Annotated in this window: 18 protein-coding genes; 9 read left to right on the forward strand and 9 right to left on the reverse strand. The window is 68.6% G+C overall.

Annotated elements, in window-relative coordinates:
- The first annotated feature begins 1 nt into the window (after nucleotide 1).
- Together BLU09_RS28800 and BLU09_RS28805 are read left to right on the forward strand one after the other, a co-directional pair.
- The gene (locus BLU09_RS28800; protein WP_090493092.1) at nucleotides 2-1573 is read left to right on the forward strand and encodes a GldG family protein; all 1572 of its coding nucleotides are present in this window, start codon (nucleotides 2-4) and stop codon (nucleotides 1571-1573) included.
- Nucleotides 1570-3111, forward strand: coding sequence for a DUF4340 domain-containing protein (locus tag BLU09_RS28805; RefSeq protein WP_090493094.1), 1542 nt, complete (start codon nucleotides 1570-1572; stop codon nucleotides 3109-3111). Before BLU09_RS28800 ends, BLU09_RS28805 begins: the two co-directional genes overlap by 4 nt.
- 111 nt (nucleotides 3112-3222) lie before the next feature.
- On the opposite strand, the gene BLU09_RS28810 is transcribed toward BLU09_RS28805, so the two are convergent.
- From BLU09_RS28810 to BLU09_RS28835, 6 genes are all read right to left on the reverse strand, one after another.
- Nucleotides 3223-4377: a hybrid sensor histidine kinase/response regulator gene (locus BLU09_RS28810; protein ID WP_090493096.1), complete on the reverse strand. Its 1155-nt coding sequence runs from the start codon at nucleotides 4375-4377 to the stop codon at nucleotides 3223-3225.
- Entirely contained in the window at nucleotides 4367-4963 is a 597-nt protein-coding gene (locus tag BLU09_RS28815) for a chemotaxis protein CheB (RefSeq protein WP_090493098.1), read from the reverse strand. The genes BLU09_RS28810 and BLU09_RS28815 overlap by 11 nt, the downstream gene beginning before the upstream one ends.
- Before the next feature lie 7 nt (nucleotides 4964-4970).
- A complete protein-coding gene (locus BLU09_RS28820; protein WP_090493100.1) occupies nucleotides 4971-5792 on the reverse strand; it encodes a CheR family methyltransferase in 822 nt (273 codons plus the stop codon).
- A gap of 15 nt (nucleotides 5793-5807) precedes the next feature.
- Nucleotides 5808-9272 (reverse strand): response regulator, encoded by a 3465-nt coding sequence (locus BLU09_RS28825; RefSeq protein WP_090493102.1) that lies wholly within the window; start codon nucleotides 9270-9272, stop codon nucleotides 5808-5810.
- 232 nt (nucleotides 9273-9504) lie between these two features.
- Nucleotides 9505-10209: a metallophosphoesterase family protein gene (locus BLU09_RS28830; RefSeq protein WP_090493104.1), complete on the reverse strand. Its 705-nt coding sequence runs from the start codon at nucleotides 10207-10209 to the stop codon at nucleotides 9505-9507.
- Nucleotides 10193-11050, reverse strand: coding sequence for a nucleotidyltransferase (locus BLU09_RS28835; RefSeq protein WP_373284025.1), 858 nt, complete (start codon nucleotides 11048-11050; stop codon nucleotides 10193-10195). Before BLU09_RS28835 ends, BLU09_RS28830 begins: the two co-directional genes overlap by 17 nt.
- Nucleotides 11051-11256: 206 nt before the next feature.
- Between BLU09_RS28835 and BLU09_RS28840 the strand changes: the two genes are divergently transcribed.
- The 6 genes from BLU09_RS28840 to rpoZ all read left to right on the forward strand — a co-directional run bounded on the left by BLU09_RS28840 (nucleotide 11257) and on the right by rpoZ (nucleotide 16493).
- On the forward strand, nucleotides 11257-11640 hold the full coding sequence (locus BLU09_RS28840; protein ID WP_090493108.1) for a hypothetical protein: 384 nt from the start codon (nucleotides 11257-11259) through the stop codon (nucleotides 11638-11640).
- Nucleotides 11637-12416, forward strand: coding sequence for a zf-HC2 domain-containing protein (locus BLU09_RS28845; protein WP_090493110.1), 780 nt, complete (start codon nucleotides 11637-11639; stop codon nucleotides 12414-12416). The genes BLU09_RS28840 and BLU09_RS28845 overlap by 4 nt, the downstream gene beginning before the upstream one ends.
- A gap of 340 nt (nucleotides 12417-12756) precedes the next feature.
- On the forward strand, nucleotides 12757-14046 hold the full coding sequence (locus BLU09_RS28855) for an AmpG family muropeptide MFS transporter (RefSeq protein WP_090493112.1): 1290 nt from the start codon (nucleotides 12757-12759) through the stop codon (nucleotides 14044-14046).
- Nucleotides 14047-14151: 105 nt separating this feature from the next.
- Nucleotides 14152-15789 carry a phosphoglucomutase (alpha-D-glucose-1,6-bisphosphate-dependent) gene (gene pgm, locus BLU09_RS28860; protein ID WP_090493114.1) on the forward strand — a complete coding sequence of 546 codons (1638 nt, stop codon included), beginning with the start codon at nucleotides 14152-14154 and terminating at the stop codon, nucleotides 15787-15789.
- Nucleotides 15790-15794: 5 nt separating this feature from the next.
- Nucleotides 15795-16145, forward strand: a complete 351-nt coding sequence (locus BLU09_RS28865; RefSeq protein ID WP_279627375.1) for a DoxX family protein — start codon at nucleotides 15795-15797, stop codon at nucleotides 16143-16145.
- Nucleotides 16146-16256: 111 nt separating this feature from the next.
- A complete protein-coding gene (rpoZ, locus tag BLU09_RS28870; RefSeq protein ID WP_011554872.1) occupies nucleotides 16257-16493 on the forward strand; it encodes a DNA-directed RNA polymerase subunit omega in 237 nt (78 codons plus the stop codon).
- Nucleotides 16494-16508: 15 nt separating this feature from the next.
- On the opposite strand, the gene BLU09_RS28875 is transcribed toward rpoZ, so the two are convergent.
- From BLU09_RS28875 to BLU09_RS28885, 3 genes are read right to left on the reverse strand one after another with little or no spacing between them, the layout of a single operon-like run.
- Nucleotides 16509-16988: an NUDIX hydrolase gene (locus tag BLU09_RS28875; protein ID WP_090493118.1), complete on the reverse strand. Its 480-nt coding sequence runs from the start codon at nucleotides 16986-16988 to the stop codon at nucleotides 16509-16511.
- Nucleotides 16989-17024: 36 nt separating this feature from the next.
- The gene (locus BLU09_RS28880; RefSeq protein ID WP_090493120.1) at nucleotides 17025-17666 is read right to left on the reverse strand and encodes a hypothetical protein; all 642 of its coding nucleotides are present in this window, start codon (nucleotides 17664-17666) and stop codon (nucleotides 17025-17027) included.
- 12 nt (nucleotides 17667-17678) lie between these two features.
- On the reverse strand, nucleotides 17679-18278 hold the full coding sequence (locus BLU09_RS28885; RefSeq protein ID WP_186817857.1) for a hypothetical protein: 600 nt from the start codon (nucleotides 18276-18278) through the stop codon (nucleotides 17679-17681).
- A 413-nt stretch (nucleotides 18279-18691) separates the two neighbouring features.
- Between BLU09_RS28885 and groES the strand changes: the two genes are divergently transcribed.
- On the forward strand, nucleotides 18692-18982 hold the full coding sequence (gene groES / locus BLU09_RS28890; RefSeq protein ID WP_002640434.1) for a co-chaperone GroES: 291 nt from the start codon (nucleotides 18692-18694) through the stop codon (nucleotides 18980-18982).
- The last annotated feature ends 5 nt before the right edge of the window (nucleotides 18983-18987 follow it).

Genomic DNA, 18987 nt, shown 5'->3' on the forward strand with positions numbered 1-18987 from the left:
CATGAAGGCGGCGCATGTCGGCAAGGTCCTGGGCGCGTTCGGACTGCTGCTGTTGCTGTCGAGTCCGTTCACCCTGTTCATCACCTCGGACAGCGCCGTCGCCGCCGCCGTGAAGGCGGGCGCGGGGCTGGTGCTGGTGGGCATCTACGGCGCGACGAACTACCGGCAGTTCGGCCAGTTCGCCACGCGCCGCTCCAGCAGCTTCTTCGCCACCACGGTGCTCACCACGCTGGGCGTGTTCGCCGTCCTGGTGGCGGTGAACGCCCTGGCCTTCAAGCAGAACCGGCGCTGGGATTTGACGCAGGCGCGCATCCACACGCTGGCGCCGCAGACGGTGTCCACGCTGGCCGCCATTCCCGACCCGGTGCGCGCCATCGCGTTCATCACCCCGGCGCATGCCCAGTACGGCCAGTTGGAAGCGCTCTTCGCGCTCTACCATGCCGAAGCGCCGGGGAAGTTCGAGTACACCTTCAAGGACCCGCGCCGAAGCCCGGACCTGGCCGCGAAGTACCAGGTGCGTGAGGGCCAGACGGCGGTGGTGCTGGTACGCGGCGAGGGCGAGCACGCCACGCACACGCTGCTCACCACCGTGTCCGAGCAGGAGCTGACACACGCGGTCCTCAAGCTGAACGCGGTGGGCACCCAGAAGGTCTATTTCGTCACCGGCCACGGGGAGTGGCCACTGGACAAGGAGCAGGCGCCGCCCCATGACCCGGGCGCCAGCCTGTCCGAATTCCGGAGGCAGTTGCTCCAGGAGGGCTACACCGCGGAACCGCTGAACCTCGCGGGTGTCCAAGACGTGCCACGGGACGCCGCGCTGGTCATCATCGCGGGGGCCCGGGGGCCCTACACCGCGCCGGAGAAGGAGCTGCTCCAGCGCTATCTCGCCTCCGGAGGGCGCATGCTCTACTTCGCTGACGCCGGCCTCCGTAATGGCCTGGACGGGCTGCTGGCGGAGCACGGCGTGCAGGTGGATGAGGGCATCGTCGCGGACGCGCAGTACAACAGCGGCAATCCCTTCGTGGTGCTGTCCCTCTTCTACAGCGACCACGAGATTGGCAAGCCGCTGCACCAGCGGGGACTCAACGTGGAGTTCCCCACCCCGCGCAGCCTGACCCTGCTGCGCCTGGGGATGGCGCCGGGTGTCCAGGTGCAGCCGGTGGTCCTCACGTCCCAGTACGGCTGGGTGGAGAGCACGCCAGAGGAGAACGCGGTGCCGTCGGATGGCGAGAAGACGGGCCAGTTGGTGCTGGTGGCCGCCGTGACGCGTGATACCCAGGCCTCGCCGGGCAAGCGCTTTGATGAAGCGCGCCTGGTGGTGATGGGGGACTCGGAGCTTCTCCTGGACCCGAACTGGGGCCATGAGCCCAACCGCAACCTCGTGATGAACGCGCTGGGCTGGGCGTCCAACCAGCTCACGAAAATCACCATCCGCCCGCCGGACCGCGAGGTGTCCACGCTGGAGCTGGACGCGGCGACGCTCAGCCGCATCCGATTCTTCGCCACGGACCTCATGCCACTGTCGCTGCTGGGCGTGGGCCTGGCCATCTGGCTGTCGAGGCGCAACAAGTGACGCCGGCCCGCGGAAGGTGGCGGTGGAGCATCCTGACCGTCGTCACGGCGGGCCTGGGGCTCACCGCATGCACCGGTGAGAAGGCATCCGAAGCGAGCGAGGCCCGGCGGAAGGCCGACGCCCAGCAGCGCCTCTTCATCACGGGGACGGAGGAGACGCGCGGACAGGACGACGGGGTACCTGCCGAGAAGCCTGTCTTCACACACTTGACGGTGCGGGCCCGGGGGGACACCACCGAGGTGGTTCGCGAGCAGGACGGGACCTGGAAGCTGACGGCGCCCGTGTCCGCTCGCGCGGAGGCAGCCGTGGTGGAGACCCTCCTCGGCACGCTGGCGTCTTCGAGCTTCAGCGCCACCGTGAAGGAGGCGCCCACCGACGCCGACCTGGAAGCGTACGGCCTGAAACCGCCCCTCTTCACCGTCACGGCCCGGGCCTTCGTGCCAGATGCCCAAGGCCAGGGGGCGCAGGACCCCGCTCGCCAGCGCACGGTGACGCTGCACTGTGGCAAGGAGAACACCTACGACGGCTCCGTCTACGTACGCCGGGACGCGGAGCCGGCGGTCCACGCCGCCGCGGGGACGGTGCGCTGGGCCCTGGACCGGGACACCTTCGCCCTGCGCGCCAAGGACCTCCTGCCCCCCCTGGACGAGCGTGCGCTGAAGGGCATCGAGGTGAAGGCGCCGCGGGGTGCGTATCAACTGGCGCGGGACGCGGACGGCGCGGGCTGGCGGGTGGTCGCGCCGGTGGCCGCCAACGCGAACGCGACGCGTGTCGCGGAGCTGCTGAAGGCCCTGGTGGAGCAGCGGGCACTGTCCTTCCCCGAAGACACGCCGGAGTCCCGAAAGCGGTTGGGTCTGGAGGCCCCGGTGGTGGACGCCCGCTTCACCGGTGGCCCGGGCGAGCCGGTGCGCGTGCGGATGTCCCGCGTGACGGAAGACGGCGCCGTGCGCGCCTATGCGTTGCGCGAGCAGGGAACGCAAGCCGTGCTGGGTGAGGTGCCCGAGGACGCCCTCGGCGTGCTGGACGTGAGCGTCCGGGAGCTGAAGGACCGGCGCGTGCTGGAGTTCCGGCGCCAGGACGTCCGTCGCATCGTGTTCCATCCGGGCGGCGGCGCGCCCGCCATCACCGTGGTGAGCACGTCGGAAGCCAACGAAGGCGCCGGGCACTGGGACGTGGAGTCCCCGCAGCGGGGCAAGGCACAGCACTTCAAGCTCGCCTCGCTGCTGCGCGCGCTGGAAGGTCTGAAGGCCACGGGCTACGGCGAGACGAACCCCAAGAATTGGGCCCGGTATGGCGTGACGGAGGACTCCCCCGGCGCCGTGCTGCTAGGCGCGGACGGACGCGAACTGGCGCGGCTCTGGCTCGGCGCTGAAGTCCCCGACGAGCCCGGCACGCTCTACGCCCGCGGCTCCGGCCCCGACGTCCTCAAGGTGCCCGAGTCACGACTGACGTTGCCCACCAGGCCCGAGGACTTGCAGGAGGCCCCGAAGGCCCCCGACGCGCCGAAGCCGCCCGCGAAGACGGAGCAAGCTCCCTGACCACCCCGTCCCCGACTCACCATCAGAAGACAGCGCCCATTCACGCGAGGTCAGCGCCCGTCACCGGCATCCCTTCACGAGCGCCGGCGCGGAACAAGGACCTGGCGCAGCTCACAGCTTGATGACCTCCGTCCCCCGCCGGGGCAGGACGACGCGGAACACGGTGTGACGGCCGGAGCCGGACTCCACGTCCACGCTGCCGTGATGCGCGTGAATGATTTGCTGGACGATGTAGAGCCCCAGCCCCAGGCCTCCGGTGCGAGCCCGCTGTTGTGAGCATCCCCGGAACGGGTCGAAGAGGTAGGGCTGCTGCTCGGCGGGAATCACGCCCACGTTGGACACGGAGAAGGTGATGGAGTCCGCGTGGCTGCCATCCAGCCGGAGCTGCACCGGCTCGCTGGTGTCCCCGTGCTGAAGCGCGTTGCCAATCAGGTTCGAGGCCACCTGCGCGAGCCGGTCCGAATCCCAGTCCCCCACCAGGTCCCCTTCCTTCCGCACGTCGAGGGAGTGCTGGGGGAACGCCGCGTGGTGCTCCTGGACGATTCGCTGGACGAGCAGACCGAAGTCCGTCTCGCTCCGGCGCAGCGGGATGCCACCCGCGAGCCGGGCCCGCGCCAGGTCGAGAACGTCCTCAATCATCCGGCCCATGCGCTTGCCGCTCGTCAGCATGCGGCTGGCGCTCTTGCGGACAGCGGGGTCCTCCGTGCGGCGGAAGAGCAGGTCCGCGGCCGTGAGGATGGCGCTCAACGGGTTGCGCAGGTCATGGCCCAGCACGGCGGTGAACATCTCGTTGAGGCGAAGCGTCTCCGTCAGCTCCTCCAACTGGTGGGCCAGCTGCTGCTTCTGCCGGTGGAGCTGGAAGAAGACCTCCGCCTTGTTCCGCAGGACGTGCGGCTCCAGCGGCTTGTAGAGGAAGTCCACCGCGCCCGCGTCATACCCCTTGAAGCGCCGACGCTGGTCGTGTGCCCCCGCGGTGACGAAGATGATGGGAATGTCGCGCGTGCGCTCCGAGCCGCGCATCAACTCCGCCAGCTCGAAGCCATCCATCTCCGGCATCTGCACGTCGAGGAACGCGAGCGCGACGTCATCGTGCTCCAGCAGCAGCTCCAGTGCATCCGCGCCCGAGCGGGCCTGGAGCACCTCGACGTCCTCACGGCGCAGCAGGGCAGCGAGCGCGATGAGGTTCTCCTCGAGGTCATCGACGAGGAGGCATTTCACCCGGGGCGTCATGGGAACGGAGTCCTTCCCGATACCGTCAACCTTCATGTCCACCTCCTACCCTCCGCAACAGGTCGGCCAGCTGTTCGAGCGAGAGCACGAAATCCACGGGGCCACGCGCCAGCGCCGCGGCGGGCATGGTGGCGACGTGGGCCGTGTCGGGGCGCTGCACCAATGTCACGCCGCCCGCGTCCCGCACGGCCGCCAGCCCGCGCGCACCGTCCGAATTCGCGCCCGTGAGGATGAGGCCCGCCAGGCGGTGACCGTAAACGTCCGCGGCCGACTCGAAGAGCACGTCGATGGACGGCCGGGAGAAGAGCACGGGGTCATCCGCGGAGAGGGCCAGCGAAGGTCCTTCATCCACGAGCAGGTGGTAGTCGGGCGGCGCGAAGTAGATGGTCCCTGGCTGGACGGACTCCTTGTCCTGCGCTTCCCGGACGGGGAGCGCGCAGCGCGCGGAGAAGATGTCCACCAGCATGCTGCGTCGCTCCCGGGGTTGGTGGATGACGACGAGCACCGAGGGGCGGAACGCGCGGGGAAGCGAGGGCAACACCGTGACCAGCGCTTCCACGCCCCCGGCGGAAGCGCCCACCACCACGGCGTCGATACGGCCCCGGAGGCTTTCGAAGTCCACGAGCGCCCTACACTTTCTGGAAGAGGCGGTCCTCCCAGACGAGGGAGGTGAAAGCCGACGCGTGTTGAGAGAATCGCAAGGACTCACGGGCCCCCAGGCCCAGGAACCCCCTGCGACAGAGGGAGTCCTTGAACAGCCCGAGCGCGCGCTCCTGCAGTTCGCGGTTGAAGTAGATGAGGACGTTGCGGCAGGACAGCAGCTGGACCTCCGCGAAGACGCTGTCGGTGGCCAGGCTGTGGTCCGAGAAGACGATGTGCTTCTTCAATGTGCGGTCGAACACCGCGTTCCCGTAGGCCGCCGTGTAGTAGTCGGAGAGCGAGGCCGAAGCCCCGGACTGGCTGTGGTTCTGGGTGAAGGCGGCGATGCGGTCCACGGCGTAGACGCCCGCCTCCGCCTTCTGGAGTGCCTGGGTGTTGATGTCCGTGGCGTAGATGAGCGTGCGCTCCAGCAGCCCCTCTTCGCGCAGCAGGATGGCCAGCGAGTAGACCTCCTCGCCCGTGCTGCACCCCGCCACCCAGACCTTGAGGGACGGGTACGTCCTGAGCAGCGGGACGACACTCTCACGCAGCGAGCGGAAGTAGGACGGATCCCGGAACATCTCGCTCACCTGCACGGTGAGGTAGTTGAGCAACTCCGGAAACAGGTCCGGCTCGTGAATGAGGCGGCCCTGGAGCTGTGACAACGTGCGGCAGCCGAAGTGGTCCGCGGCCAGCGTCATGCGCCGCTTGAGCGACGCCATGGCATAGCCACGGAAGTCGTAGTGGTACTTCAAGTAGATGGCGTCCAGCAGCAGCCTCAACTCGATGTCCAGGTCCTTGGATGCCCTCATGCCGCCCGCCCGTCCCTAGGCCTTGGGCATCCAGACGCGGATGAGCGACAGCAGCTTCTCCACATCCAGAGGCTTGGCGATGTAGTCATTGGCGCCAGCGGCCAGGCACTTCTCCTGGTCATCCCGCATGGCCTTCGCAGTCAGGGCGATGATGGGCAGCTTGTGCCATTCGGTGCGCTTGCGGATTTCGCGCATGGCCGCCAGCCCATCCATCTCCGGCATCATGATGTCCATCAGCACCAGGTCCACCGTCTGCGACGGTTGGGCGAGGCTGCGCGTCAGACGCTCCAGCGCTTCCTTTCCGTTGCGGGCAATCTCCACCTTGGCGCCCCGCGGCTCCAGGACGCTGGACAGGGCGAAGATGTTTCGCACGTCGTCCTCCACCACCAGGATGCGCCGGCCCTCCAGCGCCGCCTCCCGGTCGCGCGCCACCTGCAGCATGCGCTGCCGCTCCGGGGGCATCCGCGCCTCCACCTGATGGAGGAAGAGCGTGACTTCGTCCAACAGGCGCTCGGGCGAGCGCGCGCCCTTGATGATGATGGACTTGGAGAAGCGCCGCAGCCGCTGCTCCTCGTCGCGCGTCATCGAGCGGCCCGTGTAGACGATGACGGGCGGGAAGGAGACGTTCTCCAGCGCGGCCATCTGCTCCAGCAGCTCGTAGCCGCTGAGGTCCGGCAGGTTGAGGTCCATCACCATGCAGTCGAAGGTGCGCTCACGCAGCTTCTCCAGCGCCTGCCCCGCCGTGGCCACGCCGACGATGCCCACCTCGTCGCTCTCCAGCAGGTGCTGGATGCTCTCGCGCTGGCGGGCGTCGTCCTCCACCACCAGCACGCGCCGCACGCCGGGGGAGAACTTGGTCTCCAGCTTGCGCACGGCCTCCATGAGCTGCTCGCGCTGCACCGGCTTGAGGGCATAGCCCACGGCCCCCAGCTCCAGCGCCTCGCGCGAGTGGTCCGCCACGGAGATGACGTGCACGGGGATGTGCCGCGTCTTCGCGTTGCGCTTGAGCTGGTCCAGCACCGCCAGGCCCGAATGGTCCGGCAGGTTCATGTCCAGCAGGATGGCGCTCGGCTGGTACCGCACGGCGGCCTGGTAGGCGTCACTACCGTTGTCGGTGACGATGGCCAGGAAGCCCAGCTCCCGCGCCAGGTCCCGGAGGATGAGGGCGAAGCGCCGGTCATCCTCGACGACGAGGATGACGCGCGCGTCCGGAGCCAACTGCTCGCGGTCGTCCTCCACGGCGCTGGCGGCCAGCGGGCGCGGCGCGGTCTCCACCAACGACGCGGGAACGGGCGCGGGCGGCGGGGCCACCGGCGCACGGAAGGAGGCCACCGCGCCAGGAGACTCGCGAGCTACCAGCGTCCGGTCGCCGAGCGCCACCGGCAGCGTCACGGTGAAGGTGCTTCCCTGACCGGGCGTGCTCTCCACCGACACGTCGCCGCCCAGCAGCCGCGCCAGGTCGCGGGAGATGGAGAGGCCCAGCCCCGAGCCGCCGTACTTGCGGTGGGTGCTGCCATCCGCCTGCCGGAAGGCCTCGAAGATGAGGCCCTGGAGGTGAGCGGGAATGCCGATGCCGGTGTCCGTGACGGCGAACGCCACCCGGCCCGGACCGGCGGGAAGGACGCGCAGGGACACCACGCCCTTCTCCGTGAACTTGAGCGCGTTGGAGAGCAGGTTCTTCAGCACCTGGCCCAACCGCTGGGGGTCCGTCTCCACCGTGGCCGGCGCTCCCGGCTCCACCTGCGCGGTGAAGCCGATGCCCTTCTCCTGCGCCAGCACCTGGAAGGTGCGCGACAGGTTCTCCACGAAGCGCGGCAGGCTCACCGCCTCCGGCAGGAGGTCCACCTTCCCCGCCTCGATGCGGGACAGGTCCAGGATGTCGTTGATGAGCGCGAGCAAGTCGTTGCCCGCCGCGGAGATGGTCTGCGCGAACTTCACCTGCTCCTCGGTGAGATTCCCATCCTTGTTGTCGGCCAGCAGCTTGGCCAGGATGAGCGAGCTGTTGAGCGGCGTGCGCAGTTCGTGGCTCATGTTGGCCAGGAACTCGGACTTGTAGCGGCCGGTGCGCTCCAGCTCCTCGGCCTTCTCCGTCAGCTCCGCCTGGGCCCGGGTGAGGACGTCCTTCTGCTTCTCCAGCAGCTGCGTCTGCGCCTCCAGTTGGGAGTTGGTCTGCTCCAGCTCCGCCTGCTGCTCCTCCAGCCGGGCCTGGGACTCCTTCAGGATGCGGCTCTGCTCTTCAATCTCTTCGTTGGAGACGCGCAGCTCCTCCTGCTGGGCCTGGAGCTCCTCGGACTGGCGCTGCGTCTCCTCCAGCAGCTCCTCCAGCCGCGTGCGGTCATGGGAGGTCCGCACGGCGATGGCCACCAACTCCGCCACCCGTTCGAGCAGCGTCAGGTCGGAGGGGTGGATGGGGTGGAGGAAGCCCAGCTCCAACACCGCGTTGACCTTGCCGTCCACCTGCGCGGGTACCACCAGCAGGTGCCGCGGCGTCCCCTGCCCCAGGCTGGAGCTGACGGGCAGGTAGCCTTCGGGCACGTCCTGGACGTGGAAGACGCGACGGTGCTTGAGCGCCTGTCCCACCAGCCCCTCTCCTGGCTGGAGCACCGCGCCCGAGTTCGGGAAGGTCGCGGGCAGCGCATAGCCCGCGAAGCGGCGGAAGCGCTCCGCCTCATCCGCCAGGTAGAGGGCGCCCACCTGCGCATCCAGGTACTCCGCCAGCAGGCGCAGGACGTTGTCGCCCAGTTGCTCCAGGCGCTGCTCGCCCTGCATCGCCGCGCTCAGCAGCGACTGTCCCTGCTGCATCCAAGCCTGGATGGAGCGCGCCCGGAACTCGCGCGACGTCATGTACGCCGCGATGAAGATGAGCACCAGCAGCAGCGCCGACCCCAGCCAGGTGACGGTCAGCGACGTGGTGGCCGCGCGCTGGAAGTCGCCATCGCGCAGCTCGAGCAGCCGCCGCTCCTCCGTCTCCATCTGCTCCACCAGGGCTCGGATGCGGGTCATCAGCTCGATGCCTTCATCGGTCCGGACCAGGGCCAGCGCGGCATCCGGCTGGCCCGTCTGCTTCAGCTCCACCGTCCGCTGAATCTCCGCCAGCTTCTCGGTGATGAGGGCGTTGAGCGTCACCAGCCGCCGCTGCTGGAGCGCGTTGTCGCCCATCAACGTCTGGAGCTCCGCCAGTTGAGTCGGCAGCAGCCGGTTGGCGTTGGTGTACGGCTCCAGGTAGCTGTCCTCGCTCGTCAGCAGGAAGCCGCGCTGGCTGCTCTCCGCATCTTTCACCGAAGAGAGGAGCGTCTTGAGACGTTCGACCACCCCCATGGTGTGGCGGACCATCTCCACGGCGTTCGTCCGCGTCTCCAGCGCCTGGTAGGTCAGGACGGCGATGAGCAACACCGCCAGCGCCGCCACCACGTAGCCAGCGAGCGTCGGCGGCGGCAGCGGTGGTCCAAAACGATTGACGCGAGGGGTGGAGGAGCTCATCGAACCTCCCGCACGGTCGAGAGGGCGCGCTCACTTCCGCGACGGCACGAACGGCCAGCCAGGCCGCTGTTGAGGCACTGAGGAACACCTGTCATGTTGAGACGCGTCCGGTAGCGGGGGTCGACGCAGCAGGTCACCGCGTACCACAGGCCGCGCTGGGTCCTCAGGCGCCCACCCGCCAGACACGTCGCACAATATCGGCTACGCGACACTGTGCTGCCCCGAGGGGTGGCTACACCTCCAGCAACACATACCGCTGGTCCGGGGTGTGCTTCGCCAACAGGGGCATGGCCACGTTGTAGACGGGGATGCCGCTCTTCGTCTTTCCGTTGCGAGCGCCGTGGTGCGCGTGCCCGTGGAACACCGCCTCCGCGCCGTAGTGGTCAATGGGCATGGACAGGCGGCTGGTGCCCAGGAAGGGGCGAATCTCGATGTTCTCCCCCTCCAGCGTGTCCGGCACCGGGGCGTAGTGCATGATGACCACCTTCTTCTCCACGTCGAGGTGGCTCAGCGCGGCCTCCAGCTTGAGCGACTCCGTGACGGCCTCCTGCACGAAGGCCTTCGTCTGACCCTCGCCAAAGGCCTGGAGTGTCGCGTTGCCGAAGCCGCCGCCAAAGCCCTTCACGCCCGCCACGCCCAGCACCTTCTCGAAGATGAAGTGGTCCCCGTCCAACACGTGGACGCCGACCTTGGCCAGCTCGCCGCAAATCTCCTTCACCTGGTTGTGCTCATAGTCGTGGTTGCCGAGCACCGCGGCACAGGGAACGCGGAGCGCGGACAGCTCCTCCGCCAGCACCTTGCCCTCTTCAATCATTCCGCGGTCGGTGAGGTCGCCGCACAACACGAGCAGGTCCGCCGTGGCGTTCACCTGCTTGACCAGTTGCCGGAAGCGACCGTGGTGGTCCTCGCGGCAGTGCAGGTCACCGACCGCCGCCAACCGAATTTTCGAGCCCGGATCGCGCGCCACTCTCGTCCCCTCGCTGTCGTTCGTTCTCGTCCCAGGACCTCCCGTCACTGAAGCCCCAGTGGTGGATGTCCACGTGATAGTTCACGCGGGAAATCAGGTTGCCGCGGCACAGCTTCTCTTCCCAGCACCCCTCGCGCAGGGTGTGCAGCGTGCGGCTCATCAGCTCCGCCATCACCCATTCGGGAATGGCGTCCCGCTCGGACGGATAGGCGAAGCGGAACATCATCAGGTGACTGAGCAGGACCTCCCAGTACCGGTCGAACCGGCGCATCATCCGCTCCCAGTCCATGTTCCGGCCCGCCTTCAGCAGCAGGTGGTTCACGTCCGCGCCGTCATAGCGCTCGCGCTCGTTCACGAACGCCTTGGACCAGATCATCTCCTCGGCGGGAGCCACCAGACACTCGTGCCCGAAGATGGTGGCGCGCGGGGCGTGTTCGAACCACTCGTCGTCCACCACCGCCACGCCGTTGCCGGAGGAGAAGATGAAGTCGACGAAGTAGTCGCCCTTGAAGGCCTTGTAGAGCCAGACCTCGTCCGCGCGCTCGGTGCGCCAGCCATCCTTCTCCAGGACTTGCAGCGCTCGGAGCGCGTCCGCCTTGCGGGGGAAGAGGTCCAGGTCCTTCGTGTCGCGGTAGATGCCGGTGTACGTCGCATAGGCGTAGGCACCGCCCACGACGAAGGGCACCCCGGCGTCGATCAGCAACCCGACGGCCCTGGCCCGGGCGTTGAGTTCGTCCGGGGCCCGCTCACGCTCTGCCAGCTGCGCGTCCGTACCCATCTCGCCGGGATGGTTGGGGTGTCTCTTTTCCATGGCCGAAAGGTAGGACTGAGAATTTCAGCCGTCCGCCGGTGCGGAATAGATGCCTGGGGAGCGGGCAGCCAACCTACAAGCATCGTGATTCCGGACGTTTCACGCACCCTGCAGGCGCCTTTTCCGTTTTCCGGCCGAGCTGTGTCCATACAGGCAGACACGCTGCTGCACGGCCCGCCGGGGGCCGTTCGAAGGGAACGTGGACCATGAGCCTGCTATGTGCCGCCCTGCTGGTGACGGGCTGTGACAACGCGACGAGCGACGAAGACACCTTCCGGGAAGGACTGCCCTCCAAGGCGATGGCGGAGATGCGCTCGCCCTCCAGGAACAACGGGCAGGGGCTGACGGCCTCCTACGGCGAAGGGCCACAGGCCGGGTACCATCCTGAAGGCCAGGGCGGGCAGGAGGCCGTGGAGACGCGGGAACTGGTGCGCGTGGACGTGGAGACACGGGCGGCCGCCATCCACCACCACGTCGATGGAATGACGCTGGATGAAGCAGCCGCGCTGCGGAGCCGCTCGGTGCCCACCCGCCGCAAGCAGTTGGAGCACTTCGCGGCGCTGGGCGGAGAGGAGCTGAAGGTCCCATGAGCGCGCACGAATCGGAATGGACGCTGCGCCGCCTGAGCGCCGGAGAGCTGACCACCACCGAGGCCGCCCGCGTCCAGGCCCATGCGGCCTCGTGCGAGTCCTGCGCCCAGGCCCTGCGCGGCATCCAGGCAGCCCAGACACGGCTCGAAGCGGAAGGCCCCTTCGGGCGCTTCGAGGCCGGCGTGGAGCAGGCCCTGCGGCGGCAGCAGGACTCCGCCCGGCCACCGCCGCGACGCTGGGTGGCGACGACGGTGGCCATCGCCGCGTCGCTGCTGGTGGTGGTGCTGGTGCGCCCGCTGCTGGGCTCCAGCGCGGAGTCGGGCGCCATCGAGGGACTCAACCGCCTCAAGGGCGGCGCGACGGCGGAGCTGCTCATCGGCGGGGGGCTGGGGCCACAGCGGGAGGCCATTCCGGGAAGGCCCGAGGCGCTCGACCTGGGTGAGCGGGTGACGGTGGGCTACACGGCGGGGACGCACCGCTACGTGGCGGCGCTGTCGGTGGATGCCATTGGCGAGGTGACGCCGCTGTTTCCGGAGGCGGGAGCCAGCGCCCCCGTGGTCCCTGGCAGTGGACAGCACTGGCTGCCCGGAGGCTGGGAGTTCACCGGCTCCGGAGCTGAGCGCGTCATCGTCGTGCTGAGTGACGAGCCCCTGCCCCAGGAGACGCTGGTGGAAGCCGCCCGGCGCGCCTTTGCCCAGGCGGATGGCGACGTCGGCCGGATGGCCGAACTGGAAGTCCCCGGAGCGCAGACGCACTGGGTGCTGCAGAAGCCATGAGCCGTCTGCCCTGCCCCACGCGCGCCCTGGCGCGGGTGCTCGCCCTGTCCGCGTCCGCCGCGGACACGCTGCGCTGCTTCGCGCTGGTGGCCGGCAATGACCAGGGCGGCGCCGACGCGCGTCCGCCGCGCTTCGCTCGGGACGACGCCCGGAAGATGCAGTCGCTCCTGCCCCGCCACGGCGCTGGGATTTACTCAATCCCACCGAGGGTGAGCGCGCCACCTGCCCGGACTTCTCCGCGCCGGACGGCCAGGAGGGCAGCCGAGCGGACATTCCCGCGCATGAATGGTGACGCGCGGGGTGGATTCTCTATGCTGGCCGCTGTTCTCCCGCGCCCTCCATGTCCAAGCCCTCCATCCTCGAAGTTCTCAAGAGCCCGCGCATCTGGCTGCTCGTGGCCGTTGGTTTCGCCTCGGGCCTGCCCCTGTGGCTGACGGGCGTCACGCTGTCGGCGTGGATGAAGGACGAGGGCGTCAACTTGAAGACGATTGGCGTCTTCGGCCTCGTGAGCATGCCGTACACCTTCAAGGTGCTCTGGGCGCCGTTGATGGACCGCTACACCCTGCCCTTCCTGGGCCGGCGGCGCGGGTGGATGCTGGTGACGCAGGTGCTGCTCATGGGCGCCATTGCCGCCATGGGTCTGGTGAATCCCAAGGACGCGCCGGTGACCATGGCCGCCATGGCGGTGCTGGTGACGTTCCTGTCCGCCAGTCAGGACATCGTCGCGGACGCGTGGCGCACGGACATCCTCACCGTGGAGGAGCGCGGCCTCGGCAACTCCACGTACATCACCGGTTACCGCCTGGGCATGCTCACCGCGGGCGCCCTGGCCCTGACGCTGTCGGACATCGCCGGCTGGTCCCAGACGTACTTCATCATGGGCCTGCTGATGGCCGTGGGCGTGGTGGCCACGCTCCTGGCCCCGGAGCCCCAGGGCTCGAAGCCGCCGCGCAACCTGACGGACGCCGTGGTGAAGCCCTTCGTGGAGTACTTCACGCGCAAGGGCGCCGTCGCCGTCATCCTCTTCCTGGTACTCTACAAGCTGGGAGACGCCATCGCCGCCGGAATGGTGACGCCCTTCTACAAAGAGCTGGGCTTCTCCAACACGGAGATTGGCGCGCTCAGCAAGGGCCTGGGCATGGTGTCCACCATCGCGGGTGGACTGCTGGCCGGCGTGCTGATGGTGAAGCTGGGCACGCGGCGCAGCCTCTTCGTCTTCGGCGCGGCACAAGCCCTCACCAACCTGATGTTCATGGGGCTGGCGCTGGTGGGGAAGAACGACCTGATGCTGGCGGCCACCATCACCGTGGACAACCTCTGCGGCGGTCTGGCGGTAACGGCCTTCGCCGCCTACCTGATGTCGCTGTGCCACAAGAGCTTCAGCGCCACGCAGTACGCGCTCCTGTCCGCGCTGGGCACGGTGGCCAACCGTCTCATCTCCGCCTCCTCCGGCTACCTGGCTGAGTGGCTGGGCTGGCCTACTTTCTTCGCCGGCACCGTGCTGCTCGCCGTGCCCGCGCTGGTGCTGCTCGCGTTCCTCCCAGAGAACGCCGCCACCCCGGCCGAGGAGCTCCCGGAGCCCGCGCCCCAAGGCGAGTCCTCATCCAGCGCGGCGGCCGTGGCCCGTTGAATCGCCACCTGAATCCCGGGGCCGGCACGGCCCGGATGTAACGCGGTGCACGCTCGCCAGAATCGTTGAGCCGTCCTCCTTGCGGCATGGCTATGTTCCGCGGCCATGGCACACCCGCTCGCTGGCAAGCCCCCACCGGAAGACTTCCTCATCGACCCCGAGAAGCTGCGCGCCGCCTACTTCTCCGGCCGGCCCGACGTGGGCGTGGCCGAGCAGCGCGTCGCCTTCGGCACCTCCGGGCACCGCGGCTCCTCCGCGCGCAACAGCTTCAACGAAGGCCACATCCTCGCGGTGACGCAGGCCATCTGCGAGTACCGCCAGCAGCAGGGCATCGACGGGCCGCTCTTCCTGGGAATGGACACCCACGCCCTCTCCTCCCCCGCGCAGCAGACGGCGCTGGAGGTGCTGGCGGCGAACGGCGTCCAGGTGCGCTTCACCGACGGCGCCACGCCCACGCCCGTCATCTCCCACGCCATCCTCACGTACAACCGCGGCCGCACGGCGGGGCTCGCGGACGGCATCGTCATCACCCCGTCCCACAACCCGCCGGAAGACGGTGGCATCAAGTACAACCCGCCCAACGGCGGCCCCGCGGACACGAACGTCACCTCCGTCATCGAGAAGCGCGCCAACGCGCTGCTCGGCGCGGGCAACGTGGGCGTGCAGCGCATCCCCCACGAGCGCGCGCGCACCGCGGCCACGGTGAAGCCGTACGACTTCATCACCCCGTACGTGGAGGACCTGGGCACCGTCATCGACATGGAGGCCCTGCGCGGCGCGAAGCTGCGCATCGGCGCGGACCCGCTCGGCGGCTCCAACGTCGCGTACTGGGAGCCCATCGCCACGCGCTACGGGCTGAACCTGCACGTGGTGAACCCCACGGTGGACCCGACGTTCCGGTTCATGCCGCTGGACCACGACGGGAAGATTCGCATGGACTGCTCGTCCCCCCATGCCATGGCGAATCTGGTGCGCCTGAAGGATGCGTATGACATCGCGTTCGGCAACGACGCGGACTCGGACCGGCACGGCATCGTCACCCGCAGCCTGGGGCTGATGAACCCGAACCACTATCTGGCGGTCGCCATCGACTACCTCTATCGCAATCGGCCCGGCTGGAAGCCCGGCACCGCGGTGGGCAAGACCCTGGTGAGCAGCAGCCTCATCGACCGCGTTGCGAAGGACCTGGGCCGCCGCGTCGTCGAGGTGCCGGTGGGCTTCAAGTGGTTCGTGGACGGGCTGCTGGACGGCTCGCTCGGCTTCGGCGGCGAGGAGAGCGCTGGCGCGTCGTTCCTCCGCCGGGACGGCACGGTGTGGACCACGGACAAGGACGGCATCATCCTGGACCTGCTGTCGGTGGAAATCCTCGCGCGCACCGGGAAGGACCCCGGTGAGCACTACCAGTCCCTGGCGGCGAAGTTCGGTGCGCCGCACTACACGCGCATCGACCAGCCGGCCACCGCCGCGCAGAAGGCCGCGCTGAAGAAGCTGTCCCCGGAGGCGGTGAAGGCCACCACGCTGGCCGGTGAGCCCATCCTCCAGCGCCTCACCCGCGCGCCCGGCAACGACGCGGACATCGGCGGGCTCAAGGTGGTGGCGGAGAACGGCTGGTTCGCCGCGCGTCCCTCCGGCACCGAGGACGTCTACAAAATCTACGCGGAGAGCTTCCGCGACGAAGCCCACCTCCAAGACATCCTCCAGGAGGCGCGCGCCATCGTCGGCGAGGCGTTCGCGTCGACTTGAGCGGCGTGAAGCTCGTCCTTCTGTACGTGCTCGCCCTGCTGATGGTGGGCGCGGGGCTGAACCACTTCCGCGCCCCGCGCATGTACGAGCGCATCATGCCCCCGTACCTGCCCTTCCACGGACCGTTGGTGTTCTGGAGCGGCGTGGCGGAGGTGCTGCTGGGCGTGGGCCTGGTCATCCCCCAGACGAGCCCCCTGGCCGCCAGGGGCCTCATCGCCCTGTTCATCGCCGTCCTTCCGGCCAACCTCTACATGGCGCAGCACCCGGAGCGGTTCCGGAAAATCCCCCCGGCCCTGCTCTGGCTGCGGCTGCCCCTGCAGGCGGTCCTGATCCTCTGGGCCTGGTGGTACACCTGAGCCGGGCCGCCCGCCCGGCTGCCCTCCGGTGCGTCCTTCCTTGACTCGCAGGGGGGTGCTCTTTAATTTCAGAGGCTTCCAGTAGCCCCACCGAAATCCGAAGGACGTTCCATGGCTCGCGTTACCGTCGAAGACTGCCTCCCCCTCGTCGACAACCGGTTCGCGCTGGTGCTGCTCGGCGCCAAGCGCGCGCGGCAGCTGATGGCGGGTGCCCGCCCCATCCTCGAGCAGTCCAAGAACAAGCCCCCCGTGCTGTCCCTGCGCGAGGTGGCCACCGGCCGCGTGAAGTTCGACCGCGACGTGCGCGAGGCGCTGTCCGGCAAGTACACGGGCGACGAGCCCAAGTAGTCCCCGCCGTTCCCTTCAGCCCCCTTCCTTCCCGGCAATGCTCGCCGGGGAGGGGGCCTCGGGGAGCAGGCCCTGGGAGCGCAACCAGCGCACCGCCCTCGAGGCAACGGCCTTCTCTCCTTTGTAGCCCAGCAGTGGCACCAGTTGGACCACCGGCACCCAGCGCACCTCGTCCACCTCGATGCGCGGTCCCGGCAGCGGCCCCAGCTCTCCCTCCTGATAGCGGAACAGGAAGAAGTGGACGCGCTTGAAGATGCGCTGTCCGCGGAACTGGTACACGTAGCGAATCTCGCCCAGCGGGGCCATGAGCGACACGGACAGCCCCGTCTCCTCACGCACCTCACGGCTCGCCGTCTGCTCCGGCGACTCACCTGGGTCCACGTGCCCCTTGGGGAGCGCCCACAAGGTGCGGCCATGGGGACGGATGACGGCCACCTCCCAGTGGCCGGCGCTCTCCCGGATGACGACACCTCCTGCGGACGCCTCGCGTGGCATACCCGCCCACCCTACCCGATGCGGAAGGAAAGGTGCTCACCCGCCATGCGCGAAATGGCGAAGCTTGGCCTCCGCCCCCAGCCGGTAGGCGTAACGCAGGTCCCCCAGCAGCCGGTCCAACCGCCGGGCGGCGACGTGCCCCATCAGCCGCGAGCAGAAGCGGCGTGACAGCCGGTTCGCCTCCTCGTAGCGCCACCGCTCCTGGACGGAGAGCTGCTTGCGGTAGGACACCCGGTCGAAGAGACGCTGGAGCAGCTCCCGCGCCCAGGCCCCCACGCCTTCGCCCCACCGGTGCAGCAGGCACACCGCGAACTTGTCCACCTCCGCTTGCGCCTCCAGCTCCAGCAGCGACACCGTCCGGCCGTGGGCCGCCGTATGGGCCACGTAGAGGAAGTGGCTCACGCCTTCGGCCAGCTGGCAGTAACCGGCTAGGTCGCTGTCCAGCACGTACCCCAGCGGACCGGATTCGTAGGGCTTGAGCCTGTCGAGCAGCGCCGGTGACAGATAGAGGGCCAGCTCCAGCGCGTCGCCTGCCTCGTGCACCAGCAGCTCCTCGTCGGCGCGGCCGGTGCCTCCCAGTTGGGCGGCGGCCTCCGTGTCCACCACGAAGACCTCCGCCCTTGCCTCGCACGTGAAGCCGTAGATGGCCTCCAGGTGGTCCTGAACGCGGCCAATCATCCCCACCTCCGGCTAGTTGGCGAGCTGTCCCTTGGGCCGCGGCATCATCCCCGCGTCGAGCAGCACGCGCTCCAGCCGGTCACTTCCGGTGCGGACCCACGCCTCATAAACTTTCAGCACGCCGCTGGGGCCGGCCCGCACCATGCCCCGCGCGGAGATCTCCTCCAGCACCTCCACCACCTTGCGGAACTTCTCGCACAGCTCCCGGTACACCTGCGCGAAGCCCGCCGCCGGTGTCAGCTCCGCCACGTGGCCATACGCCGTGCCACCCATCTGGATGTAGTAGTCCGGCCCCACCACGCCGCCCTCCAGCGCGCCGGAGAAGAAGCCCACGGTGTACAGCGACACGTCGCCCAGCCGGCGCAGCGTGCGGATGCGCTCGGCGCGCTCCTGCTGCAAGGCCTGGTGGTAGAGGATGGCCAGGGGCTCGTGGTCCTTGCGCCCGTCCTCCTCGCGGGTGAACAGCTTGTCGGTGACGGCGAACTCGGACAGCAGGTTCACCAGGTAGAACTCCGTCACCTCCGCCAGTTCTACCCGCTGCCGCCCCGTGACCTCGCCCAGAAGAGACTTGAAGAACTCCTTCAGAGACAGGGACGCCACCAGTCCACTCATGGACACCTCCCGTCATTCCCCGGGCGGACGTCGCCCGAAGGAGACCTGGGAAGCGTAGCAATCGGGTGCGGACGCGGCAAAAGCCACTCTCAGTGATTCCAGGCACTTGCGTTAGCACTCTCCTATCGAGAGTGCCAATCCAGCGCCCCACGGCAGCCCGCCGGGCATGAAGCCACGGGTCGAGGACGTCACGGAAAAACCCCAGCAATGCCGCGCAGTTGGCACGTTCGGGAGCGGTCAGCCAGCGTCGCTTGACGGGTCGACTTCGGTGGTTATTATCCGCCGCGCCTGGGCGTTAGCACTCATGAGGTGCGAGTGCTAACCCCATGGGTCGCGAGGCCCTTTTTCAACCCCCAAGCAGCTTTCGGTTGCCAACGGAAACGGCGCCGGAAGCGACACGTAAGGAGCAGGCCATGAAGATTCGTCCCCTGCAGGATCGGCTCATCGTCAAGCGCGTCGCCGAGGAGAACAAGACCAAGGGCGGCCTCTTCATCCCCGACACGGCGAAGGAGAAGCCCCTCGAGGGCAAGGTCATCGCCGTGGGCAACGGCAAGGTGCAGGAGGACGGCAAGGTCCGTCCGCTGGACATCAAGGCCGGCGACACCATCCTGTTCAGCAAGTACGCGGGCACCGAGATCAAGCTCGACGGCGAGGAGCACCTCATCCTCCGTGAAGAGGATGTGCTCGGCGTCATCGAGAAGTAATCCGG

Source organism: Myxococcus virescens, from assembly GCF_900101905.1.
GTDB lineage: Bacteria > Myxococcota > Myxococcia > Myxococcales > Myxococcaceae > Myxococcus > Myxococcus virescens.